We start from the raw sequence: 20,946 nt of genomic DNA, 5'->3' as shown, positions 1-20,946 counted from the left end.
TCAGATTTGCAATCCAGCGAACGGGTCAGGAGGAATCAGATCGGGTTCGGTCGCAAGGCGCAACGACAGGAGCTGTGTGTGGATGTGGGCGGGGATCTCGAACTGAAAGCCGCTCCGGGGATAGCTCGCGGCCAGCTCGGTCTTGGCCTCGATCGGAGGGTGCAGGATCAACGGGATGGTCGACATTCGTGACCTCAAATCGTCGCCGCGGCGAGCTCGATCGCGTTGACGTCAAGGTCGGCCCCAGATGATGCGCGGAGCTTGGGCGAAAGGTCAGCAGCGGCACGGTGGACGAGCAGCGTGCAGGCGTTCCGCGCGCGTTTGAGAACCGTGTTGAGTTCAGGGGCGCTGGTTTCGGTGATCCGCAAGTGATCCAAGAAGGCTGTCGTGTGTCGCCAAATTGCTGCGAGCTCGGCCGTGTCGGCCGCTGTCTGAGCGCCAAACAAGATGCGTAGTGCAAGCCACTCATCGATCGCGGCGCGAGAGAGTGCTGGCGCAGCAGCGTGTCCAAGGGCGATGATCATCTGCCCCATCAGGCGGGTCGAGACCGCGACGTCGTCAACTTCGAAGAGGTCGGGACGAAGGACTTCGACGCGGTCAGTGCTGGACTGGATGTCGCCGTAGGGAATCTCGCCTGCGAGAGGCTGCACGAGGACCTCTGCCTCGGCGCGACGACGAAGTGAGAACGCGACTGTGGGGGCCTGCGAGGTTGTGAGGGGGTCGATCGAACGCCAGAAATCACTGCCGAAATCTGCTGAGAAGCGTACCGTGATCCCCTGGCGGGCATTCTCCCGGATGTGCATCCGATTGCCGGTGTCTTCGACGCGCAAGAGCCACACTGGCTTGGCAATTGCTGCCATTAGACGGCCTTTGTGCAAGGCGAGGCGATCGCGAGCGAGATCAATGTCGACTTCGCTCAGTTCGGCTCGCTCCGACAGATGCTGCAAGGCCAAGGCAGGACGCTCACCATCGTCGGAATAGCGCCTGGCGACACGATAGAATCTGTTATCTGCGTGAATGATCGGAAACTCGGCTCCCCATGAGGTCCACCGGGCGACGGTTTCGCAGGCGCCGTCGAGCACGGGAAGGCACACCGTGCGTTCGAGCCCGAACCGATCGCGGCGAAAGGTGATGGACTGGGTCGGGAGCATCAAAAGAGGGCCTCGGACAGCATCTCGATAGCTTCGTCTACGGCTCCGGACGGCTGGAGACGTAACTGCAGCATGACGGCATATTCTGAGGCTCGTCGTAGCCAGTCGTTTGGTCCGTAACGATCCGGCGCGCTTTCGAGGAGTGCGATGCCTGATCGTGACAGCCGGCCGAGCAATGCGGCGACCTCGTCTGTGTCTATCCGCTCGCCCTGCAAGGACGAACCGGCGCGCAACGCGAGCCAGTCCTGGATCATGTGGCTGGGAAGGACCTCAAACCGGCGGTGAAGGGCGGACACGATCATGGGCAAGACCGCCCGAAGCGACATCGCCGTCGGGTCGTCGAGCAGCTCGGGCACCAGAACGGTGTAACGCTCAGGTTCTGCATAGGCGACGCGAACGGGGACGCGCTGGGGAAAATCGCCGAACAAGGCTCGGGCGGCGGCGTATTCATCCAGTCGGTAGTAGACTTCAGGCGGATCGGAGGGAATGAGATGCGGCTTGACCAATTCGGGGTAATGTAGCCGGAGAGAGCCGTGATAAGGGTTATAGGTGATCGCGATAACAGGACTGCGCTCGCATAGGCGGTAGAGGTCGTCCTCGAAGACCAGAAACCCCACTGTACTCAGCATGTCGCAAGCGAACCGATAGGCATAGTCGGCGGCCTTCACGGCGAGCGGGATAGAACCGCGGGTGATCCGAGACCAGAATCGCCCATGATAGGAGATCAAGGCAGGTGCGGTGTCGCTGTCCATTGCAACCGCGCGGGCCGCGCCGCTTGCGTCGTCGAATTCGACATTCCACTTGTTGGCGTAAGCTGGAGCGCTGGACTGATAAGTAGTCCAGTCGAATTTGATGGTGCGTTTTCGCGTCACACGATCTCTCCGATGCGTTGCTCCCAGCCGGCGGCGAAGTCGGGCTTGCCGAACAGTTCGTCCCGGAAAGCTCGATCGAGGACCGACCGCGCCAGCGCGCGTAATCTTTCGGCATCGGGACCAGCGCGGTGGATCGAGGGGAATTTCTTGATGAATGAGCGGATCACGAAGAAAGCTTCGCCTTCGTCAAAGCCGAGTTCGCGGACCGCCTCAAAGATTGCCTCGTCCGCGGAGACGATCGTGAATGGCGCCGGCAGGCCAACTGTGGCGAACAAGGCTTCGCTCCACATGCGTTCGGCCTCAGGATTGTCACTGAGTACGATATGGCCAGCCGTCAGATTGATCAGGCGATTGCAGGCCTCCGGGCATGGGATTCCTTCGAGTTCGAGGAGAACTCGAGGGATACCGTGTATTCGTTCGGCGGAATAATCCCACCTGTGTGGTCCCCAGGAAGAGTGCGGGGCGATAAGGAATGCGCTCGCGACGCCGTCCCAGGAGGCAATGCCGGCCTCGATCGGGTGGCTGTCGGCGAACAGGCCGGAAGCCTCGTAATCGAGGAAGACGACTGGTGCTCCGCGGTATCGCAAATCCATGGATCTACCTTAGGGGAATCCTTTAAAGCGGCAAACTGGCTCTTTCAGGCTAGGATAGGGATTAACCCAGATCCTCTGGTTGGGGTTGTATTGTTTGAGGGGATCTGTAGGGTTGCCCCCGCAAAAAACAGGTTCAGGTTTTCAACGAAAGGAATTCCATCGTGAAAGGGAAGAAGGTTGCTCGGAAGGCGCATTCGCCTCGTTCCTCGGACGAAACGGATGTGTATGTGGGCGGCCGTATTCGAAGCAGACGCCTGGAGCTTGAGCTCTCACAGGAAGTCCTTGGTCAAAGGGTCGGGATATCCTTTCAGCAGGTTCAAAAGTACGAAAAGGGCCTGAATCGCGTCGGCGCCGGTCGAATTCGTCAGCTCGCCGAGGTGCTTGAAGTCTCGCCAGCGTATTTCTTCGAGGGGATGAAGACCGTCAAGGGAGCAGTTCAGGTCACGGCCATGGATCTATTTGCAAAGGATTCGTTTGCCATACGCCTGGCAAAGGCGTTTCCCTTGCTATCGACCGAAGGCAAGCGCAACATTGTCGAAATCGTCGAGCAGCTGGCCGGTGTGCCCCAGGAATGATGCGCTGAAGATCGGAACATGAAGGCGGCGAACGGCGGAAGCTACGGCGAGTTCGTGGTGCTCCGGGCACTCAAGGCGAAAGGCGGACAAGCCGCCTTCTCGGAGTTGTCTGCGATCCACTTGAAAGGGATCGAGCGGATCGTGCTCGGGATGCTGCCAGCCCGATCTCGCCCGAAGGAAATTCCATCGAAGACAACGATGCGTGGGGCGGTGCGGCCACCGCTGATCCGGCGTCGGTTTGTGAACAATGCGGTTCACTACCATCTGACGTTAGCTGGATGGCGCGGCGCGAACCATCCCGGCCCCTGGACCGTCCAGGTTGGTGACGTGATCTTGGAGTGGAACGCCGCTGCGGTCGAGGTGTTCCGGGTGTCCGGACGTCGTCAGCTGGCAGCGTTCTCGCCGGAACATCTCTTCATTGAGGCCACCGGCACGTCCAAGCGCAATCCGGACCGGCAGGATTGGAAGTTGTTCCAGCGCGATATGCTCAGCCTCTTTCGGCTTCGGGTTCCTTATGAAGCGATGCCCGACCAGTTGCGCTGGCCGCCCGGTTTTGCTGCTTGAGCCAAAAAAAGGGGCCGCGCGAAGGCGGCCCAAGTCTAGGGAGGAACCCCTTCCGACAAAAGAAGGGAACGTAGCGTGCGGACAGGCGCGCTACGTGCTTGTGAATACAGTTGAGGCCGGGTCGAGGCAAACGCCTATCCTTCGTTTCCGGTGGAAATCCTGTTTCTAATTTTCAAGTTCGAAGTATAGACGCACAAGGATTCGATTGTCGGAGAAGGAATCGAAGAGGATGAACGATTGGCCGATCCAAATGCTGCGCGGGACCGTCCGACAGTGGAGCGTCGAGCATTTGCACCACAACTTTGAGGTTGAACGGGAGGATCCCGGGAAAGCCGCCGAATTCGACTATCCGGGTCAGCCGCGGCTTCTCGGGTTCTCGCTCCCGCCGTTCCAGCGCTCCTTGGCTTGGGATCGCGATCGCATGGTCCGCTTTGTGGAAAGCGCCATTCTCGGCCTGCATATAGGTACTTACGTCTACAACAACGCGGAACTGTTCCCGATGGTGCAGGTCGACGGGCGCCAGGTGATGGACGTCACCCACAACTGGCTGATCGACGGGCAGCAGCGGCTGACAGCGCTCGAATGGTTCTTTTCGGACAAGTTCCCAGTGTTCGGCAAGCTCTGGTCTGAGGTGCCCCGGCGCGAGCGCCACCAGCTGCTCAGGATGCCGTTCTCGGCCTTCGAGACCTCGATCCAGGATCAGGCGGAGCTACGGGAGCTCTACGATCGCTTGAATTTCGGCGGTGTCGCTCATACGCAGGATCAGCGCGCGGTGCCGGCCGGCGAACAGGTGTTGCCGGTTTCCGATGAAGGGCCGTCGGCGCCGGTGCCTTAGCGAGGTCTCTCATGCTGGACGTCTCGAAGTATCCGACTTTTGTGCTGCCGACCGGCGCGCAACTGTTCCACGGTACGGATTGTGCTGGAGAATTTCTGGTACCGGACGGGCCGGCTTGGTTCGCCTTCTCCAGGGCTGAGGCGGCCAGGTGGGCGGGCTGGTCGGAGAGCGTGCCGACCGGACGCTTCAAAGGTGATCGGCGGTTATTTGCGTTCACGACCACGCTGGATCTCCGGCTCATTGACACTCGTAAGATCGAGACCTGGCAGCGGCTCTGCACTGAACTGTGCGGCGATCCGGAAGCGGGAACGGGGACGGTTGCTCAATGCCTCCGGGAGGCGGGGCTCGTGGGGTGGCATGGCCGGACTGAGGTGCTGCTGTCCGATCCGGCCGCCTGGCTTTCTCATTGCGCTGTCTTTGATCTCGGGCGGCGCGTGCCGGCCGGATTTTCACCCTAGGCCCATCTGGGGCTCCCGGCTTGCGAGATGGCGCGATATGCTCGCGCCATCGACGGTGGAGCGAGCATGAACAAAGTCTTTGTGAACATCAAGATGATCGGGACGATCGGCGATCGCGGCGATTACGATGCCGTGGTGACCGACAACCATCTGGAGGATGTCCGGGTGATGATGCTCGAGGATAGGCGGCTGCTGGAGAGCGAGCCGCATGTGATCGCCAAGGCCATCGCAGAGCGAGACAGTGCGGTTGCCGATGTAATAGCGGCCGCGTTGGCGAACGGCGTCGAGGTTCGTGTAAACGACAAGCCAGCCATGGATCACGATGCTTATCGGAGTCTGGTTGGTTCGGGATTGTCTCCGGTTTGAAGGCAGGGGCGGGAAAATGACGGACGCGGACATGACGGTAGAAACGAAGAGAATGACGCCGAAGCAGTTCTGGGCTACCGCCGCAACCTGGGGAGCGGCGATGACCTCCGGTGATCCGGGAGCCTGCATGTACGGCTTCGATGAAAGGGGCGTGGTGCAGAGCGAGGACCATCGCGCGTCCTGCATCGCCTACATCGAAACCGACTGCCGCCAGGCGGCCAAGGTCAATGCTGCGGCCGGCGAGAACCTCATCGAACAGAACCGCGAGCTCGATGCCTTGCTCGACTATCTGCGCACTGCGCCGGTGGAGGGCTGGATGCCAGAACTCGACGAATTCACCAAAGCCTACATCGAGGCCGCGCTCTGGAGCACGATGGATTCATCCGACGAGTCCGGCGGAGACCATTTTGATGCGAACTATAGCCCCGAGCATATTGCGCCGGAGACGCTGGAGCGCATCAAGGCGGATTGCGCAAGATTCCAGGAGCTCTACGGTCATCTGCTGACGGACGACAATTTGCGCCGCCGGTCGGAGGGGTCCGTTGAGTCCTGTGCTGGCCACGACTTCTGGCTTACGCGGGCCGGCCACGGTGTCGGATTCTGGGACGGTGATTGGGAGAAGTCGGTGGGCGAGATTTTGACGGCCGCGTCGAAGTCCTTCGGCGAGATGGAGCTCGAGATTGGAGACGACGGGCGGATCCACGGCTGGGGCGGAAAGCTGGATCCGGAGCCGGTCGAAGGCGCCAAGGCATCGCCGACCCCCTAATTGTGGTCCGCTAGGAGAGAGCCACCGACATTGCTGCCGGCGGCTCAAGGTCAGTCCCGACAAGCGACGCGATCAGGCGGCGCGGTTCTTCAGAGCAGCCAACCGATCCGCCGAACTCTGCGGCGCCGTCGGCGCGCCTGCAGCGGCGGCGAGCGCGGCCGCGATATTCGGATCCTCCTTCTCGTGATCCTGGGGGGCCAGCGTGTTGGCCTTCAGGTTGGCGGCCGCCGCCGCATCTTCCGCGGCCCTGGTCTTGCGCTGCATGGCGTCGAGCGCGACGTTGAGCGTATCGCCACCCGAGCGCACGCCGGAGGCGATTGCCGCGGTATCTGCGCGGTCCTTGGCGCGCTCGGACGCGAGGTTGGCACGTTCCATGTTGCGGTGAGCCTCGTCGAGCTGACGATGGGCGGCCTTGAGCTTTTCGGCCGCCGACGAATAGGCGGTCTGCAGTTCAGCCAGGTAGCCCTTGACGTCGTTCTCGTCCCTCTTGAGGGCGTCGAGCTCCGGCTGGGCCTGCTCGATGATGCCGAGCAGGGTGTCGAGGCTCTGTTGCTTGGAAGCGTCGCCGGAAGCGATCTGCTGCTGCAGGGTCTCGGCGGCGGTCAGCCTGGTCGAATTCAACTTGAGGGCCGCATCGAGGTGCTGCTTGGCCTCGTCGTATTGACGCTGAACGGAGGAGAGCTTCACGCCGAGGGTGTCGAGCGACTGTTCCATCAGCGAGATCTGAGCCTGCGTGGCGCCCTCGGGATCGAAAGCCACGAGAGCATCGACGGCGGATTTGGCGGCATCCTTCACCTTGGTGGTGGCGTACGAGCCGAAGAAGTTCAAGTTCATGGTCCTACCTCTGTTTAGATTGACGTGACTTCGCCGGCGTCGAGCGATATGCCGACGTAGGCTTCGATCCACCGCTCGGCGCCCGACTGGCACAGCGCCAGCTGGAGCCATTCGGGGAAATTCGGAGTAAGCGCACGGGAGAAGAGCATTGCGCTCTCGGCGACCTGATGATCACCTTCGCCAGAATGGATCGTCTCCACGTACTGCTTGGCATCGACCGGCTGCGGCCCGGGAGACCACGCGCGGTTGAATTCGAACGTGCCCTGCCAACGGATGGATGGGCCGGTCAGCAGCGGCGGCTGATCATCGCTGCCGACGAGCCACAGGTCCCATTCCTCAGGCGAGCTGGGGGTGATTTCGGCAAGCTTCCGGAAGAGCTTGATTTCGCCGGCGACGATTTGATCGCGCTGCGTGATCACTTGCAGGAAGCTGGTCGGAGCTTCTCCGGTCTGCGAGCCGAGATAGAAGCGATGGATGGCAAATTCACCGTCCAGGATCCGGCCCTGTGCGATGACCGTCGCGCGCAGTACCGGGGGTCGCCCGATCAGGGCGTCAGCGGCCTCGGCTGTGATGAAGCTTGCCTCTGCAGAGGACAGGTCGATGACGCCGCCTGCACGGGCCTTCTGGAGCGATCCGGGGATCGCCGAGAGAGGGCCATCGATGACGTGCTTGGGGGCGATGCCGACGCGGTTGGCCAGCATCTGTCCGACAAGTGCGAAGCTCATGCGAAAGCCCTTCTGCGGCGGACGGCCGCGATGACTGCGATGGCGCCGATGACCAACGTTGCGCCCACGAGCACCTTCAGGATGACGGCGAGCCAATTGGTCTTGCCGTCTGAGGCGCTCGTGGTGAGCACGTCGTCGGAGTAGATGACCTCCGGCGGAACATCCTTTGGGATGAAGTTCGGGTCCTTGGGATCGCCTTTGGCTTCGAGCTCCTTGACCTGCCGGTCGAGGTCGTCGAGCTCCGCCTTCAGTTTCGCGTCGCTCTGTGCGCGCTCGTCGGCATCGCGGCGCCATTGTCGGTAGGCCGGATCGTCGGCGTGATTGCGAGCGAACGCGGCGTCGAAGATCATCGCCCACATGAAGCCGGATGAAAACGAGCCGTAGGATCCGCTTACGCTCGGTGTTGGGATGTAACGGTCGCGATAGACCGTCCGGAAGTAGGTGTCGCGCCGTTCATGAACCTGCTGTGGCGTAAACGTGCGATCGCCGACGCTGGCCTTGAACGCCGGCGACTGCCGGGTTTCGAAGATTTTCGAGCTCATCTCGCGGTTGACATGCGTATCGTAGGCGGACGCTCGCGGGGTCACGGGAACGGCAGGGACAGCCGTCGGAGCCTTTGGCGCCGAGGCGCTGAACCCTCCTGAGCTCGAAGGGGCCGGACGTGGCGTGGCGGCGGCCGGCTGGGGCGATGCCGGAACGGATGGTTTGCTGAACGAGGGCGCGGCGGGCTTTATGCCGGACGAGAATGATGATGACTTTGATCCGGAAGAAAAGCCTCCGGAACTGCCGCTCTTTGACCAGGCCGGTCCAGATGCGACCGCCAGGACCGCGATAGCCGCGATCGCAGAGAGATGCCTTGCCAGCAAGAGTGCCCCCAGTTTGCCAGAACGGCAGGACGCCGCTCGCACGGGAACATAAGGGGGGACGAAGCCCACTTACAGAGGCAGCAGGGATTAGATTACTCGTTGACCACAACATCATTAACGGGTTCGGAAGTGCTTTTACCCCCGTTCACCGTGGTGACGATGGGGAGAAGCAAGGATTCATTATTGCGCCTTGTTAGTTTTCCGGCATCATAGTTGCCAGTTTGTTCAGGTAGTTTCCGGATGGATCAGGCGGACAGTTTTCGCGCGATGAGGGACTGGGTCGACGCTGCTGCGGTCTTCGATCGCGCGGTGCGCGTCTTCGCGGATAGCGTGCGTCCGGTGGTCGTCGGCACGAAGGCCGCCCGGTTGTCCCCGTCAAACATCATCCTGCTGACCTGGTTGGAACGAGTCGGCCGGGCACGGCTTGCCGATATAATGCGGACTTTCCGGCTGCAACCGAGCAACAGCTCGTATTCGCTGAAAGCACTCGCGGAAGCCGATTGCGTGGTTCTGGAGAAGGATCCGGGCAACGGCCGGGCCAAGATCGTGGTCATCACGGAATACGGCGTCGAGATTGCTCGGGCGGTCCGCGCTCGTTGCGCCTCTGATCAGCGCTCGGAATCGAAGCGGAAGCTACAGACCTGCCTGGAAGTAGCCGACATTTTTGAGGAGGGCATCGAGCTCGCCTCTGTGCTGGCCGAGCCGGTCCAGCGCGCCGTCGAGGCCAATCCGCCGACGCCACACCAGGCGACGGTTAAACTGCCGGAAAGGGCAGCGCCGCCTGCTCCGCAGACTTCTGACGCAGCGGCTTCTCAGCAGACCAAAGCGTCTGCCACGGTGACTTCCGGGGCAACCGCGGCGGACGGAACGAAGCTGGCATTGCCTCGGCGTCCGGTCGCCCGTTTGCCCTTGCCGCGTTCGGCAAGATCGGCGGGTCGCTGAGCTGTTCTGGGCGCCTTCAGGAATTCGTCGACCGCGCGGCGCGCCTGGAATACCCGCATTTTCACGGCGGTTTCGGTGATGCCGAGGATCTCGGCGACCTCGCGCTGGTCCATTCCGCTGACCGCGGTGAGATGAAGGACTTCTCGCTTATTGGTGGGAAGCGCATTGATCGCTGCCTGGACCTCGGCGAGATAGGCCGCGTCGAACTGGGAGGGCTGGGCGATCATGGCGTCGCAGAGGCTGCCTTCCTCGAGTGCACGCGGATCTTGCTTTTGCGGGATGCTGATGGCAGCGCGTGCCAGCCTGTAGAACTTCCGGCGCTGAATGGTGAATACCCAGCGATCAAGACTTTCGCCGTCGAAATTGTGCTCGGATGAAAGGGCTTCCACCATGGTGTCGTGGACGAGGTCGTCTGCCTCGATCGTGGTGCCCCGGGTAAGCGCTCTCGCGTAGGCCCGCAGGCGCGGGATCAATGCCGCGAGAGCCAAACCAAATTCGTCCCTCATCACCTAATCCTTACTCTCCCCGGCTTGGGCGGGGATGGCTCCGGCGAAAATTGCCGAAGGAATCACGGAAAGGCAGAATTGTGGAAATGCTCACTGCGAGTCAACCCTTTGCAGGAGCTGCGAATCCTTCCACGGCTCGCCTGCTTTGTCTGACTAAGGATTAGTACAATCAGGCAGCCGAAGTCTAGACCAAGTATTCAAGGAAAGGGCATGCCGTTTTGGCCCATGTATGTTCTGGAATCGTTTTTCCGCGAATTGGGTTAATTTCGTGATTCAGGCGCCGAGCGGGTCTTTCGGCCCAAGGAATCCGGCTAAGGGCAAATCCTTGCTCTCAAGGCAAGGTGGAGTTCTCAGGGAGAACGTATTTCTACGGAGCTCCGGCCGTCAACCGACGGCGAGGTCCGTCTCAATCGCTGGCGCCGAGAGGTCGATCGAGCGCTTGATGGGACCCTTAATCTTGATGGTCCGGGAAAGCTTGCGGGAATGAACGGCATTGCCGGTGACGCCAGCTGCATAGGCGCGGGAGCCCCTCGAATAGCTCCGGCGCGCCAACAACAGCGCAATGCGCGTGGGGGCTGGCTCGGACTCGATCTGCTTGAGCTCTAGCTGCATCACCTGGGTGATGGGGTCGCTCAGGGACATCGCGTCGGTGGCGGGAGACGGAATGGATTTAAGAAACATGTACTTTCACACTGACGCATCGAGCCCGGGACGGCCGACGCACTAACTTAGATGAACTTCCCGTAACGACTCCGCAATGGCAAATCGAAGAACACCCTGTTCTCGTGGGTGAACATCCCCGCAATCACCATGGGAGCAATTTGCCCCAAACCGGGAATGTCCGAAAGGACATTATGCCCTCCCTTTCTGCCAAATCCTTGGAAACCTTTGGATGTCTCGGCTTCTTGAGCCGGAGCCGGACGGCGGGTCTGAACGTTTTTGGAACGTTAACCAAGTGCCAAGGATTCCGATATCGGGGACAAAGGGCGAGCGTTCGTTGATTGGCAGATAGTCGAATGCGATGGTCGATCGACCAGCGGATGGGGGCTATTCTGTCAATCCTTGATAAGGCCAAGCGCGTACTGAACGAGCGGCGCGCGCGTGCGGCCGTCGATGCAGCTACGCTTGTGGTGCGGACGATGTCGTCCTTGCCTGCCGCCGAGCGTTCTGCGGTGATGATTGTGGCGCACGCAATGCTCCGTGACGCCGCGGTGGACTACGGCAAGGACATCGTCGCCAACCCTACCAAACTACCGAAGACCGATCTGGCGGAAATCCTTGCCAGGCTTGGGGCGACCCACCGGAAGCTCAGCGCGTCGCTTGCCGCGGTTGCCGATCACGTCGCCGGAGACGTTGTCTACAAGGGCACCCTACGTCAGATCCGGGCGACCGAAGTGGTGATCGTCACCGTCGGGATGGCCTGGGACAAGGCCTTGCTGGTTCCTGCTCGGCAGGCCTGGAAGGCGATGTGGGCAGCAAGGACTCACGCGGTAGATGGGGTCCGTCTCATAATGGCGTTTCAAGCCGCCATGCATGAGCGCGCGCTCCCCGAGAGCCAGGCTGGCGGGCCGGAGCACATGGCGCGCCTCGCAACGACCTTGCCGGCCATGTTCCGTCCGAAGACCCCGCAGCCGCAGGCGGCAGCCGCGAGAGCGGCTGGGAAGCCTCTGGTGACCGGGAAGTCGGCGGCAAGACCTGGGGCGACGCCGGCGCGCAAGCCTGCGGCGAGGCAGAGGTCGAGCACGTGAGGCTTTTCCGGTTCGTTTTCGCCGCGGGATCGGTGGTGACGGTATTTGCCGGGCTGTTTGCCGGTTCGTTCGCGATCTCGATCGCGCGCAAGGAAAGTGCCACGCTCCCATCCCACCGTCATCTCGAGGCCTATGTTCCTGCGCTGGCCTCGAACCTGCTGGCGGCGGATGGCAGTGAGCTCGCCAAAATAGCCGACGAGAACCGGCAGTTCGTTCCCTTCCGGGCGATGCCGAAATGCGTCGTGGATGCCTTCGTGTCCGCGGAAGACCGCAATTTCTGGAAGCATGCGGGCGTTGACTGGACGGCGACGGCACGCGCGGCGGCCGCCAATTTGCGCAGTCATGGCCAGGGGGAAGGCAAGCGGCCGGAGGGCGGGTCGGGAATTGACCAGCAAGTGGCCAAGACCCTGTTGGTGGGCGACGAGCGCACGATGAAGCGCAAAATACGCGAGGCCTTGGTGGCGCTCCGGCTCGACCGGGATCTCGGCAAGGAGAGGGTGCTCGAGATTTATCTGAACGAGATCTATCTCGGCGCCGGCGCCTACGGCATTGCCGCGGCCGCTCAGGTCTATTTCGGCAAGTCTCTTGGCCAGCTCGAGCTTTCCGAATGCGCGCTGCTCGCCGGCCTTCCGAAGGCGCCATCGCAGGCCGACCCGTTTCGGCATCGCGAGCGGGCACTGGAACGGCGCAACTATGTGATCCGTCGCCTGTTCGATGACGGCAAGGTCTCTCGCGAGGAAGCTGAGCGTGCGCTTGCGGCTCCGATCGTGCTGGTGGTCAGGCAGCCGCGCCTTCCGTCGTCATCCGACTGGTTTGCGGCTGCTGCGCGCCGGTCGCTCGAAGCGTCGATGGGCAAGGATATCCTTTCCCGTGGCGGGTTTCGGGTCGAGACCACCTTGCGGCCCGATTACCAGGCCCGCGCAGTCGCTGCGCTCCGGCATGGTTTGGCGAAGGTTGATCGGGCCGACGGATGGCGGGGGCCGGTCGGGCACACCGAAACCCCGGCAGTACCTGCCTCCTTTCCGCCGGCACCGGAGGGGGCGGAGGACTGGAAGCTTGGCGCTGTGATCGAGTCCGGGCGCGACGCAAGGCTGATGCTCGCCGACGGCCGTCAGGTGGTGCTCCCCGCCGAAGGATTTGCCTGGACGCGCGCCAAGTCGGCCGCTTCGCTGTTGAGGATTGGAGACGTCGTGCTCGTCGACGTTTCTGGCGCGCGGCCCGAGCTGCAGCAGATCCCGAAGGTCGAGGGTGCTTTAGTGGCCCTGGATCCGAGTACCGGCGGCGTGGAGGCGCTGGTGGGCGGTTTCTCGCGTCGCGACGGAGAGTTCGATCGCGCAACCCAGGCCCATCGCCAGCCGGGCTCTTCGTTCAAGACCTTCACGTATCTCACGGCCATTACGATCGGCTACGATCCAGTTTCGCCTGTGTTCGACGTCCCGTTTGCCGGCCAGCAGGGGCCGGGCCAACCGTTGTGGCGGCCGTCGTCTTACGGCGGCGGTGGCGGCCTCGGCATGATTCCGATGTTCCGCTCGCTGGCATTGTCGCGCAACCTGTCGTCGATCCGGCTGCTCTACCAGGTTGGCACCGAGCCGGTCGGGAAGATGGCCCGAATGCTCGGGATAGAGGTGCCTGACCCGATGCCGCTTGCTGCGGGGCTCGGCGCGGTCGAACAGACGCCGATTGGGATGGCGGCCGCCTATGCGGCGATCGCGAACGGCGGACGGGTGGTCAAGCCGCGTTTCGTTACCTCAATCGACGGCCCAGCGGTGCCGAAGGACATCGATCTGGGGGGTGTCGGTCAGCAGGTCTTCACACAGGCCGAGGCAGCCATGGTTCAGAGCATGCTGCGCGGCGTAGTTGAACGCGGCACCGCCCGCAGCGCGTTCAAGGGATTTGACGGTTGGTTCGCCGGCAAGACCGGCACCACCAACGACTCCAAGGATGCTTGGTTTGTCGGGTTCTCGCCGCGCTTGGCGCTCGCGGTCTGGGTCGGCCGTGACAACAGCGAGCCGCTGCCCGGCAAGACAACGGGGGGTTCTGGTGCGGCGCCTATCGCCCGCGAATTCCTCGAGGCGATAGGTCCGCGTGTCACCTATGCGCCGCCGCCGGTGCCGGACGGCGCCAAGGCCGTGAAGGTCGACCCCGAAAGCGGTCAGCCTTCGGAGGCAAAGAACGCCGTTTCGCTGGTCGTGAGATCCGGCACGACCGTTCCGATTCTGAGTTCAGGCTCATCATCGGGGGCGGCGCCAAAGAGTACGGCCGAGGACGGCGATGAGTTGCAGGATTAGGCTCTGGAAAGGAGAATGGCGATGGCGACTGGATTGAGATCGGGAACGCTGGAAGCGTTGCGTGATGTGTTGAGTGTGGCGTGCGTGGCGGTGGGGGTCGATGAGCTCAATATCCGCATCCGCGGCGAGACCGTGGTGATCGAGCAGGAGGGTGTGTCCATCGCGCTCCAGGACGCTGCCGGACGGGCCAAATGGTGTATCCAGGAAACTTACCAGGTGAGCGATCCCAATAGTGGTTGGAACGAGAAGACCGAAGAGGGGCAACGCTTTGACGTTGGCGACGAAAGCCAGTGTGCGAGGGCGGCCGCCTTGCTGGTGGCTCACCATCGGATCGACTCCGCCCTCGACCGGCATATGTGATTCAGGCAGCAAAACTTTTCCACTTTTTTTCGGGTTGCGCTTTGCGGGCCAGGACGCGAGTATGCGGCGAAGCGTCCCAAGGATTAGATTGTTGATCCTTGGACGCCGGGATCGAACCGCAGGGGACACCGAATGGCGACCTTCGCCGCCACGCTAACCGACAGTTTCGACCGGCCGGTCTCCGGCCTGGTTGAGCGGTTGCTTGCGGCGACCGCTATGACGCGGGTTGCCCGGCGCGGAGGGTTCGACAACTTTGGCGCGGTGGTTGGTGTTCGTCCCTCGAACATGACGCTGCTGCGCGAGACCTACGAGCAGATCTCGGAGAACGTGGAATTCGGCGTGGAGGAGGCTCGGCGCCGTCTGAAGTCGTTCGTCGAAGGCAAAGTGGCCTTCAAGGCGTTCGGCGACATGACCTCCTACCTGTCTGGCAAGCTGCTGAAGATCGAAACCCGCATCTACGGCGACGGCCGCAGCGCGAACTACCTCGTCGACCGGGTCAGCCGCAAGGCAGTGCCGGCGGCACAGGTCGATCGTCGCCTGTCGGTGAACGGCGTCAAGAAGATGATGGGCTCCACCGTCGAGGAAGAGGCGGCGGTCAAGGCCCGTACCTCGAAGCGCAATCCGGACGCGCTGGCAGCGTTCGAGGTCCGCGGAATGGTTCGGGAGCTCATGTCTGGCGGCGGTCTGCCGTTCAAGTCGTGGTCCGAGATGGATTTCACGCTGCGCAACGTTGCGGACGAGCGGCGCTACACTGTCCAGGGTGGCAAGGCATGGATCGGGCGTGAGTATGCGGTCGCATCGGCCGATCCGAAGGAAAACCTTGCGCTGTTTGCTCGTGCGAAGGCGGACGGGCTGAAATTGATCGTTCCGGCGACCCTGGCGAAGGACGCCAGGGAGGGCAAGCTCGAGCCAGGCATGCCGATCCTGCTGCGCGAAGGCGCTGCGCCGGCGGCGATGGTGGATCCTGGGCTGGCGCACGGCACGCTCGAGCGCGCCTTCGGCGAGTCGCTGTTCGAGTTCAATCGTGAGCGCCAGCAGCGCAGCCGGGGGCGCTCGGGCTTCTCGCCCAGCAACGTGGTCTCGATCTCTCAGATCAAGGCGGACGACTTCCTGCAGCGCTTCATGCGTCGCGACGTCGACGAAAGCGAGGGGCTGGAGCGCGAAGGAGCGTTCGGCGGTATCGTCGCGCCCGTGAATGCTGCTTCGATCGTGGTCCGGCGTGTGATCGGCCAGGATGGTCGCGCGAAGCTTGTTGTTCGGGACGGCGGTGCGGATGCCGACATGTCGATCGAGGCGCGATCGTTGCCGGCCAACGTCTATCCTCTGGACGACAGCTACGGCAATCGGGTCGGCTTCATGCGCGTCGATGAGCAGGGCTCGCTCCTGTTCTTCGACGAGCAGATGCGCGCGCACAATGAACATGGGCCGGCCTATGATCCGGCGCCTGGTTCGCTGAAGCGTCCGTCCTGGTCGATCGCAGGTCGTGAACTGTCGCCGGCGGAGTTCCGCGACGTGGTGACCGCGCCGCAGCCGCAGGTCCAGCCGATGTCGCCGCGCCGCGCCGCCGCCGGTGGCGGCCGTCGCGCTCCGCCCTTCCAGGACGACGGTTACCAAGCGCTGCGGGCGTGATGGTAGGCGATCGAATGGCCATCCGTAAGCACCCATGGGACGCCACAGCTGATGCGAAAGCTGCGCAGACAGCTGGATGGCGTCTTGATCGAGATCTCTTCTATTGGCGACGGCGTCGGTCCGGCGACATCGTGATCCCGGAAGGACATGCCTATTTTGGCTTTACCACCGAGGAAACGCCGAAGAACGATAGGGTGTTTGTCCGGAGTGCGGCGTATGCGCTTGCCTTCGACCGGGGCGTGGTGGCTCCGTACAATCCAGATTTGAGCGTTGCAGAGCTGGAAGAGACGGCGGTCGGACCGAAGCCGTAAGCCGGGCCGGAAAGCTGGGCAGAGATCGAGGAGAGAATTATGGAACTGGGTCACAAGGAAATTCACGAAGGTCCGGGCGGTCTGCAGCTGGTTATCGACACAACCGACGATGCAACGCCGGCCATGGTGCAGATTAAGGACGGCCGCGAATTGCATACGGCGACCTACGACTGCGCATCGGATCAGGGCGAGTTGGGCTGCGGATCCTACCAGCTGAGCCGGGAGCAGCTTGCCTGGCTCGATCAGTTCACCGACGAAGTCGGCGAGGCCTACGACGTCGCGCGCGCCGGGAATCCGGCTTACGGGTAGATTCCCTTGCCGCGACGTCGATCGTGGGATTGTCATCGGGATACAAACGGATTGTGCTGCAAGCCCGCAAATTGCTCGGAGCGTTTGCCGGGTTTGCTGCGGGGGTATCAGCGATCTGGATTGGCATCCTCGGTTTCGACATCGCATTCATCCTGGGTTTCACCAGGCACGGGAGCGAGGTCACGACAGGCGTGATCCTGGTGGCTGCCGCAGTGTTCGCGATCGCGTCCTGGGTAGTCTCGGTCTATTTCGGGAAGTTCATTGCTTGGCTGAGCGGAGTTCTGGCCTGCCTCGTGGCAATGTATTTCGGACTATGGTCACTGACAGGAACGGCAACCCAAGCTCTGCTGTGAGGCGGGTTCAAGTCGATCGTCCGGTGCCAGGTCTGGTAACGCTCCGGTACCTTTTCACAGTCTGTTCTCATCTGTTCTTCTGCCAAGCCGCCGTGCCAAAACCTCATGCGGTGGCAAAGCCTTGTCCTGTTGCCGGTCCTTGCGGTCCGACGCGTTCGTTCCCGGCCTGTCCAACCAATTCCCCTGGACCGTTCGCGGGACGTCTCGGGAAAGCCACGTTTGGTGCCAGCTGGGAAACTTGAACGCGTCACGGCTGCCATCGTGGATTTGCTACTTACGACCGTGCCGGCAATAGTTGCGGAACATGGAGATTATGCCGATGGTCTACAGCAGATTGTCCCGCCCGTTTGTCGCCGGCCAGCCGCCGCTTTATGGCGGCGAGATCGTGTTCGCGGGCCGGCCAGCGGGAGGTCCCGTGCAGATCTGCTATCGCGAGGGCCGGGGCTACACGGTGCGGATTGGCGAGGGCGCCAACTGCTACGTGGTGAAGGACGTCGCATTGCGGCGGGACGCCATCGAGCTCGCGATGACGATGCCGCCGCCGGCGGTGGGCTCCACCCATACGGTCCTGGCCCACATCTGCAAGGACGCCGAGCTAGGGCACGTAGTTCGTGTCATGACTGGTGAAGGACTGGGCTGGGAATTCCAGCCCGGAGCTGCCTTCGACAAATCTAACGGCCGCCCCAACCAGTTCTCCTATCATCGTGCCTCGGAATACGGTGACCCGGGGGCCGGCATCGACACCTATGCTTTCGACCTGCGCTTCTTTGCTCGGGTTTATGACGAGCAGTATCACTTTGACGACCACACCGATCGCAAGCCGGGTGTGTTGCGATCGGTGTGGGTTGCCGATTCCTCTGACGATCTGAAGACAAACAGGGTCGACTGTATCTTTGTGCGCCGAGAGCGGTCCGGCAGCGGTCCTGTGCCGCAAGGCAGCGGCCGAGACGAGGCCGGGACCCTGGAGGAACCGGTGCGGACGCGCGATGATCCGGTCTATGGACCGGTGGAGGCGCTGTCGCGCCGGGATCTGTCGCCTTCCGCGGAGGTCAACTACCGCTACGTCACTGAAGCGGACGATCAGCTTCGCAAAGGAATGCACGAAAGGCTACTGGGCGATGCCGTCAAGGCGGCTTGGGACGTGCCGATCACCTTTGCGGATCCGACAGAAAGCCATGGTCGCTCGAGGCATTCCGGAAGACCTTGCGAACCTATCGGATCGAGGACGAGCCGGCCTCGCCTTATGCTGATCCGGAAGGGGTTTCCACCAACGCGTTGGTCTACGGCCTTGATGTCGAGGGCAATGGTGAGGCCATCGTACTGTTCGAGGAGTTCTATCATCCGAACGGCAACGAGCGGTCGATCGCCTCGCGCTACCATCTGACGATCGGCGATCGCCGGTTGACGGTACGGACGCGCGATGTCGCGGAGGGCCTGATCTATTTGCGCGCGCAGGGGGACAAAGATACACGTATTGGGTCGGAGCGACCGCAACTGACTCTACAAGAGCTCGCTTCGACCGGCCAGCATCACGGCCATGGGTTCACTTCGTTCTCGTTTCCGCAGTTCGACGGCATGCACTTGCGGATCGAGGAGAAGGAGGACGGCTTTATCACCGAGCTAGGAGTGGACACCTTCCCGACAGTCGAAGCTGCACTGCGCGCGAGCTATGAACGCTTCATGGAGGCGCTGCTCGAGGAGGTGCCTGCGCCGGCGCCTTGATCGGAAAGGTGCTATCGCGTTACGCCGGCCTTTATCATTCTGCTTAGTTAGCGGCCTTTCGGATCCGGCGGAACGAGCCAATAACGTTTACCAGAAGAGTCTTGGGCTGCCACGCCACCGCTCTTGGGATCAACGTAAGCATTGACGGGGTTGTCGCTGTTTTTGCTTACTTCCGTGGTGTTCTTGGCCAAATCTTCCTTCATCTTCATGACACCCTGGTCACTCCAGTCCCTTTGAGGCGTAGACGGATCTGTCGTCCCCTGACAGCCGCCCGACGGGCAGGCAGAATTCAGCTTCTGCCGTCTATCGTCGGCCGCCGCATTTGCATCTGCCTGATCCTGCTGCTGTTTCATGTCAGAGTATTTTTGACCGATCTTGTTCAGGCCGTCGTCCAATGAAGCCTTTTGCTTTGAGGGGTCCATATTTGGATCGTTCGACGACGAACTGGACGCACCTCCAGTTGAGCCCTGAGATTGGGTTGGGTCGGTTGCTCCCATCAATTTTTGGAATTGCTTCTGGGCGTCAGGACTCATGTTGGATGTGTCCATGCCCTTCAGCATCTGTTTCTGGTCATCGGTCAGTGGCGAACCGCGAGTACCACTATCGGCAGTTGGCTGGGGCTGACTATTGTCTGCCTTGGGGCTTTGACCGGGAGGCTGTGCGTGCGGTTGATTGAGGGGTTCGGCGCCAGCCGATGGTCCAACCGTTGCCGATTGGATCATATTGGAGATCGTGTTCCCGACGGTGCTTGCTCCTGTGTTCTGAACGGGAGTTGTCGAGTCCAAGCCGATATCCGGGGAGTGCGCAATCGACTGCCCAGGTTGCCAGGTGTTGGTCGTCCCGGGACCAGGTGACGAAAGGTTTGGCGATGTCGCCGCGACATTATTCAGGGGTGTCGACACAGAATTGGTTGGCAGTGTCACTGGACCAAGGTCCGACATTTGCATTCCCGCCTTGTAAGCGGTGTTGGGTGGCTGGTACGTCGAGATGCCTACTGGAACGACCACAGTGTTGCTGCCGTTCTGGGTCGCGTAGGTGACCATCACGCCATTCTGCATAAAGTAGTGCCAGGTATAGCTGCCGTTATTGTAGTTGTACGTGAAGTTTGATGGCGCAGATTTGGTCATCAAGACGGCGCCATTGTCCGGCGTCGAATAGCCAGCGTCGACCCAGGATTGATTGGTGCTCTGCGCTTTGTAGTTTGCTGCCTTTTTGTCGGAGTTCTGCGCTGCCACTGTCGGTCCGCTGTTTCCCTCAACAACGGCCGCGGTTGCGGGCTGCATAGACTTTGAGGCGTTTGCCTTTCCGGCATTTCGCTCGGAAATTGCCTCAGGCAGCTTTGCGACCGAGCCATTCGCCGGTGAGCCAGGTTTTCCATCTTTGATGGCTGTTGTCGTATTCGGCGCTCCAGGCTTTGCGGATTTGCCGTCGACAACGGCGGGGCTCGCTCCATTCAGAGCTGTGCCATTCTTTGCGGTGCCCTCGACGACCGCCGTGCTCCCGGGCTTAGGAACTTCGCCGCTCTTTCTCGAACCGCCACCTTCAACGATAGCTGTCCCGGTTCGCGGCGGCACAACGCTCAGCTGCTCGGTCGAGGTGATGGGAGGCGGCGTGGAGATGTTACCAGCTGATTTCGGATCAGCAGGTATAGGGGCGGCGGGCAAAGTCGCGACGGGTGGCCGAGTCGAGGACATTGGCGGCACAGCGTTGAGCTGTTCGGTCGAGGTGATGGGTAGCGCGGCTGTGGGTGCGCCAGTCGCCTTCGGCGGACCGCCAGGCGGGGGTGTTCTCTCCGTCTTCAAACCACCACCAGGGACGAACTGCGGCGTAAAATCCTTAGCTGTCGTTGCGTTGCCTGGCGCGAAGTCAGTGGGTATCGCTCCGTTGCGCTGCTCGGACTTCGGCAATGCGCCGGGAGTAGCAACCTTGGGGGCATCGAATTTTGGCGTGGACGGCAGGTTGGCGGCTGGAGCTGGCTTCACCAGGTCAGGCTTTGCGACCGCAATCGCGGGCGGTCGCGGTGTCGCGATATGAGGCTTCGGCACGTGCGGGACGGCCACATTGATCGCAGGCCTCGGCACGTGCACAACTGGCTTGGGGATGGCGACATTCACGGCCGGCCTGGGCACGTTAACAGTGGGCCTCGGGACATGGACGGTAACGCTCGGTCTTG

At 61.8% G+C, this 20,946-nt stretch carries 26 protein-coding genes and 1 pseudogene; 17 read left to right on the top strand and 10 right to left on the bottom strand.

Annotated features, from left to right (window positions below):
* The 4 genes from ACVIGB_RS03230 to ACVIGB_RS03215 are packed head-to-tail and all read right to left on the bottom strand — an operon-like array spanning nt 1 to nt 2,616.
* The gene (locus ACVIGB_RS03230; protein WP_456718178.1) at nt 1-186 is read right to left on the bottom strand and encodes a hypothetical protein; all 186 of its coding nucleotides are present in this window, start codon (nt 184-186) and stop codon (nt 1-3) included.
* A gap of 8 nt (nt 187-194) precedes the next feature.
* Nucleotides 195-1,151, bottom strand: coding sequence for a hypothetical protein (locus tag ACVIGB_RS03225; RefSeq protein WP_456718179.1), 957 nt, complete (start codon nt 1,149-1,151; stop codon nt 195-197).
* On the bottom strand, nt 1,151-2,023 hold the full coding sequence (locus ACVIGB_RS03220) for a hypothetical protein (RefSeq protein WP_456718180.1): 873 nt from the start codon (nt 2,021-2,023) through the stop codon (nt 1,151-1,153). The genes ACVIGB_RS03225 and ACVIGB_RS03220 overlap by 1 nt, the downstream gene beginning before the upstream one ends.
* A complete protein-coding gene (locus ACVIGB_RS03215) occupies nt 2,020-2,616 on the bottom strand; it encodes a hypothetical protein (protein WP_456718181.1) in 597 nt (198 codons plus the stop codon). The genes ACVIGB_RS03220 and ACVIGB_RS03215 overlap by 4 nt, the downstream gene beginning before the upstream one ends.
* Before the next feature lie 161 nt (nt 2,617-2,777).
* Here ACVIGB_RS03215 and ACVIGB_RS03210 point away from each other — a divergent pair, with 161 nt between their 5' ends.
* From ACVIGB_RS03210 to ACVIGB_RS03185, 6 genes are all read left to right on the top strand, one after another.
* Nucleotides 2,778-3,191, top strand: a complete 414-nt coding sequence (locus tag ACVIGB_RS03210) for a helix-turn-helix domain-containing protein (RefSeq protein ID WP_456718182.1) — start codon at nt 2,778-2,780, stop codon at nt 3,189-3,191.
* Between the two features lie 18 nt (nt 3,192-3,209).
* On the top strand, nt 3,210-3,755 hold the full coding sequence (locus ACVIGB_RS03205) for a hypothetical protein (protein WP_456718183.1): 546 nt from the start codon (nt 3,210-3,212) through the stop codon (nt 3,753-3,755).
* Between the two features lie 229 nt (nt 3,756-3,984).
* On the top strand, nt 3,985-4,590 hold the full coding sequence (locus ACVIGB_RS03200) for a DUF262 domain-containing protein (RefSeq protein ID WP_456718184.1): 606 nt from the start codon (nt 3,985-3,987) through the stop codon (nt 4,588-4,590).
* Nucleotides 4,591-4,601: 11 nt separating this feature from the next.
* Nucleotides 4,602-5,048, top strand: a complete 447-nt coding sequence (locus ACVIGB_RS03195) for a hypothetical protein (protein ID WP_456718185.1) — start codon at nt 4,602-4,604, stop codon at nt 5,046-5,048.
* Between the two features lie 27 nt (nt 5,049-5,075).
* Nucleotides 5,076-5,414 carry a hypothetical protein gene (locus ACVIGB_RS03190; protein ID WP_456718186.1) on the top strand — a complete coding sequence of 113 codons (339 nt, stop codon included), beginning with the start codon at nt 5,076-5,078 and terminating at the stop codon, nt 5,412-5,414.
* Between the two features lie 31 nt (nt 5,415-5,445).
* Complete coding sequence (locus ACVIGB_RS03185; protein ID WP_456718187.1) at nt 5,446-6,180, top strand: hypothetical protein; 735 nt, start codon at nt 5,446-5,448, stop codon at nt 6,178-6,180.
* A gap of 72 nt (nt 6,181-6,252) precedes the next feature.
* Here the strand turns inward: ACVIGB_RS03185 and ACVIGB_RS03180 are convergent, their stop codons facing one another.
* Genes ACVIGB_RS03180 through ACVIGB_RS03170 form a run of 3 tightly spaced genes read right to left on the bottom strand, consistent with a single transcriptional unit; the run spans nt 6,253 to nt 8,281 of the window.
* Complete coding sequence (locus ACVIGB_RS03180; protein ID WP_456718188.1) at nt 6,253-7,014, bottom strand: hypothetical protein; 762 nt, start codon at nt 7,012-7,014, stop codon at nt 6,253-6,255.
* Between the two features lie 14 nt (nt 7,015-7,028).
* Nucleotides 7,029-7,739, bottom strand: coding sequence for a DUF2491 family protein (locus tag ACVIGB_RS03175; protein ID WP_456718189.1), 711 nt, complete (start codon nt 7,737-7,739; stop codon nt 7,029-7,031).
* Complete coding sequence (locus tag ACVIGB_RS03170; protein ID WP_456718190.1) at nt 7,736-8,281, bottom strand: hypothetical protein; 546 nt, start codon at nt 8,279-8,281, stop codon at nt 7,736-7,738. The genes ACVIGB_RS03175 and ACVIGB_RS03170 overlap by 4 nt, the downstream gene beginning before the upstream one ends.
* A 124-nt stretch (nt 8,282-8,405) precedes the next feature.
* On the opposite strand from ACVIGB_RS03170, the gene ACVIGB_RS03165 reads away from it, so the two are divergent.
* Together ACVIGB_RS03165 and ACVIGB_RS03160 are read left to right on the top strand one after the other, a co-directional pair.
* Nucleotides 8,406-8,657: a hypothetical protein gene (locus ACVIGB_RS03165; protein WP_456718191.1), complete on the top strand. Its 252-nt coding sequence runs from the start codon at nt 8,406-8,408 to the stop codon at nt 8,655-8,657.
* 188 nt (nt 8,658-8,845) lie between these two features.
* On the top strand, nt 8,846-9,547 hold the full coding sequence (locus ACVIGB_RS03160; RefSeq protein WP_456718192.1) for a MarR family winged helix-turn-helix transcriptional regulator: 702 nt from the start codon (nt 8,846-8,848) through the stop codon (nt 9,545-9,547).
* A gap of 44 nt (nt 9,548-9,591) precedes the next feature.
* Here the strand turns inward: ACVIGB_RS03160 and ACVIGB_RS03155 are convergent.
* Both ACVIGB_RS03155 and ACVIGB_RS03150 read right to left on the bottom strand, forming a co-directional pair.
* Nucleotides 9,592-10,053: pseudogene (locus ACVIGB_RS03155) on the bottom strand (RNA polymerase sigma factor); the annotation flags it as partial.
* Nucleotides 10,054-10,437: 384 nt separating this feature from the next.
* Nucleotides 10,438-10,734: a hypothetical protein gene (locus ACVIGB_RS03150; RefSeq protein WP_456718193.1), complete on the bottom strand. Its 297-nt coding sequence runs from the start codon at nt 10,732-10,734 to the stop codon at nt 10,438-10,440.
* A 335-nt stretch (nt 10,735-11,069) separates the two neighbouring features.
* Here ACVIGB_RS03150 and ACVIGB_RS03145 point away from each other — a divergent pair, with 335 nt between their 5' ends.
* The 9 genes from ACVIGB_RS03145 (at nt 11,070) to ACVIGB_RS03105 (ending at nt 18,773) form a co-directional block, all read left to right on the top strand.
* Nucleotides 11,070-11,801 (top strand): hypothetical protein, encoded by a 732-nt coding sequence (locus ACVIGB_RS03145; protein WP_456718194.1) that lies wholly within the window; start codon nt 11,070-11,072, stop codon nt 11,799-11,801.
* A gap of 35 nt (nt 11,802-11,836) precedes the next feature.
* Nucleotides 11,837-14,089, top strand: a complete 2,253-nt coding sequence (locus ACVIGB_RS03140) for a penicillin-binding protein 1A (RefSeq protein ID WP_456718195.1) — start codon at nt 11,837-11,839, stop codon at nt 14,087-14,089.
* A gap of 15 nt (nt 14,090-14,104) precedes the next feature.
* Nucleotides 14,105-14,449 carry a hypothetical protein gene (locus ACVIGB_RS03135; protein ID WP_456718196.1) on the top strand — a complete coding sequence of 115 codons (345 nt, stop codon included), beginning with the start codon at nt 14,105-14,107 and terminating at the stop codon, nt 14,447-14,449.
* A gap of 132 nt (nt 14,450-14,581) precedes the next feature.
* Entirely contained in the window at nt 14,582-16,078 is a 1,497-nt protein-coding gene (locus tag ACVIGB_RS03130; protein WP_456718197.1) for a hypothetical protein, read from the top strand.
* Between the two features lie 14 nt (nt 16,079-16,092).
* Complete coding sequence (locus tag ACVIGB_RS03125) at nt 16,093-16,389, top strand: hypothetical protein (protein ID WP_456718198.1); 297 nt, start codon at nt 16,093-16,095, stop codon at nt 16,387-16,389.
* A 39-nt stretch (nt 16,390-16,428) separates the two neighbouring features.
* A complete protein-coding gene (locus ACVIGB_RS03120; RefSeq protein WP_456718199.1) occupies nt 16,429-16,698 on the top strand; it encodes a hypothetical protein in 270 nt (89 codons plus the stop codon).
* Between the two features lie 53 nt (nt 16,699-16,751).
* Entirely contained in the window at nt 16,752-17,051 is a 300-nt protein-coding gene (locus tag ACVIGB_RS03115) for a hypothetical protein (protein ID WP_456718200.1), read from the top strand.
* A gap of 304 nt (nt 17,052-17,355) precedes the next feature.
* Complete coding sequence (locus tag ACVIGB_RS03110; RefSeq protein WP_456718201.1) at nt 17,356-18,435, top strand: hypothetical protein; 1,080 nt, start codon at nt 17,356-17,358, stop codon at nt 18,433-18,435.
* Between the two features lie 17 nt (nt 18,436-18,452).
* On the top strand, nt 18,453-18,773 hold the full coding sequence (locus ACVIGB_RS03105; protein ID WP_456718202.1) for a hypothetical protein: 321 nt from the start codon (nt 18,453-18,455) through the stop codon (nt 18,771-18,773).
* Nucleotides 18,774-18,820: 47 nt separating this feature from the next.
* On the opposite strand, the gene ACVIGB_RS03100 is transcribed toward ACVIGB_RS03105, so the two are convergent.
* On the bottom strand, nt 18,821-20,887 hold the full coding sequence (locus ACVIGB_RS03100) for a hypothetical protein (protein WP_456718203.1): 2,067 nt from the start codon (nt 20,885-20,887) through the stop codon (nt 18,821-18,823).
* Nucleotides 20,888-20,946 lie beyond the last annotated feature (59 nt).

This window comes from Bradyrhizobium sp. USDA 4341 (assembly GCF_054063755.1).
This window is presented reverse-complemented; position numbering and strand designations above follow the sequence as displayed.

Excerpts from the sequence above, each read along its gene's own strand:
- ACVIGB_RS03230 (WP_456718178.1), bottom strand. The coding sequence starts at position 186 with ATGTCGACCATCCCGTTGATCCTGCACCCTCCGATCGAGGCCAAGACC.
- ACVIGB_RS03225 (WP_456718179.1), bottom strand. The coding sequence starts at position 1,151 with ATGCTCCCGACCCAGTCCATCACCTTTCGCCGCGATCGGTTCGGGCTC.
- ACVIGB_RS03215 (WP_456718181.1), bottom strand. The coding sequence starts at position 2,616 with ATGGATTTGCGATACCGCGGAGCACCAGTCGTCTTCCTCGATTACGAG.
- ACVIGB_RS03205 (WP_456718183.1), top strand. The coding sequence starts at position 3,210 with ATGAAGGCGGCGAACGGCGGAAGCTACGGCGAGTTCGTGGTGCTCCGG.
- ACVIGB_RS03200 (WP_456718184.1), top strand. The coding sequence starts at position 3,985 with ATGAACGATTGGCCGATCCAAATGCTGCGCGGGACCGTCCGACAGTGG.
- ACVIGB_RS03195 (WP_456718185.1), top strand. The coding sequence starts at position 4,602 with ATGCTGGACGTCTCGAAGTATCCGACTTTTGTGCTGCCGACCGGCGCG.
- ACVIGB_RS03190 (WP_456718186.1), top strand. The coding sequence starts at position 5,076 with ATGGCGCGATATGCTCGCGCCATCGACGGTGGAGCGAGCATGAACAAA.
- ACVIGB_RS03185 (WP_456718187.1), top strand. The coding sequence starts at position 5,446 with ATGACGGTAGAAACGAAGAGAATGACGCCGAAGCAGTTCTGGGCTACC.
- ACVIGB_RS03180 (WP_456718188.1), bottom strand. The coding sequence starts at position 7,014 with ATGAACTTGAACTTCTTCGGCTCGTACGCCACCACCAAGGTGAAGGAT.
- ACVIGB_RS03175 (WP_456718189.1), bottom strand. The coding sequence starts at position 7,739 with ATGAGCTTCGCACTTGTCGGACAGATGCTGGCCAACCGCGTCGGCATC.
- ACVIGB_RS03170 (WP_456718190.1), bottom strand. The coding sequence starts at position 8,281 with ATGAGCTCGAAAATCTTCGAAACCCGGCAGTCGCCGGCGTTCAAGGCC.
- ACVIGB_RS03160 (WP_456718192.1), top strand. The coding sequence starts at position 8,846 with ATGGATCAGGCGGACAGTTTTCGCGCGATGAGGGACTGGGTCGACGCT.
- ACVIGB_RS03150 (WP_456718193.1), bottom strand. The coding sequence starts at position 10,734 with ATGTTTCTTAAATCCATTCCGTCTCCCGCCACCGACGCGATGTCCCTG.
- ACVIGB_RS03145 (WP_456718194.1), top strand. The coding sequence starts at position 11,070 with ATGCGATGGTCGATCGACCAGCGGATGGGGGCTATTCTGTCAATCCTT.
- ACVIGB_RS03135 (WP_456718196.1), top strand. The coding sequence starts at position 14,105 with ATGGCGATGGCGACTGGATTGAGATCGGGAACGCTGGAAGCGTTGCGT.
- ACVIGB_RS03130 (WP_456718197.1), top strand. The coding sequence starts at position 14,582 with ATGGCGACCTTCGCCGCCACGCTAACCGACAGTTTCGACCGGCCGGTC.
- ACVIGB_RS03125 (WP_456718198.1), top strand. The coding sequence starts at position 16,093 with ATGGCCATCCGTAAGCACCCATGGGACGCCACAGCTGATGCGAAAGCT.
- ACVIGB_RS03120 (WP_456718199.1), top strand. The coding sequence starts at position 16,429 with ATGGAACTGGGTCACAAGGAAATTCACGAAGGTCCGGGCGGTCTGCAG.
- ACVIGB_RS03110 (WP_456718201.1), top strand. The coding sequence starts at position 17,356 with ATGGAGATTATGCCGATGGTCTACAGCAGATTGTCCCGCCCGTTTGTC.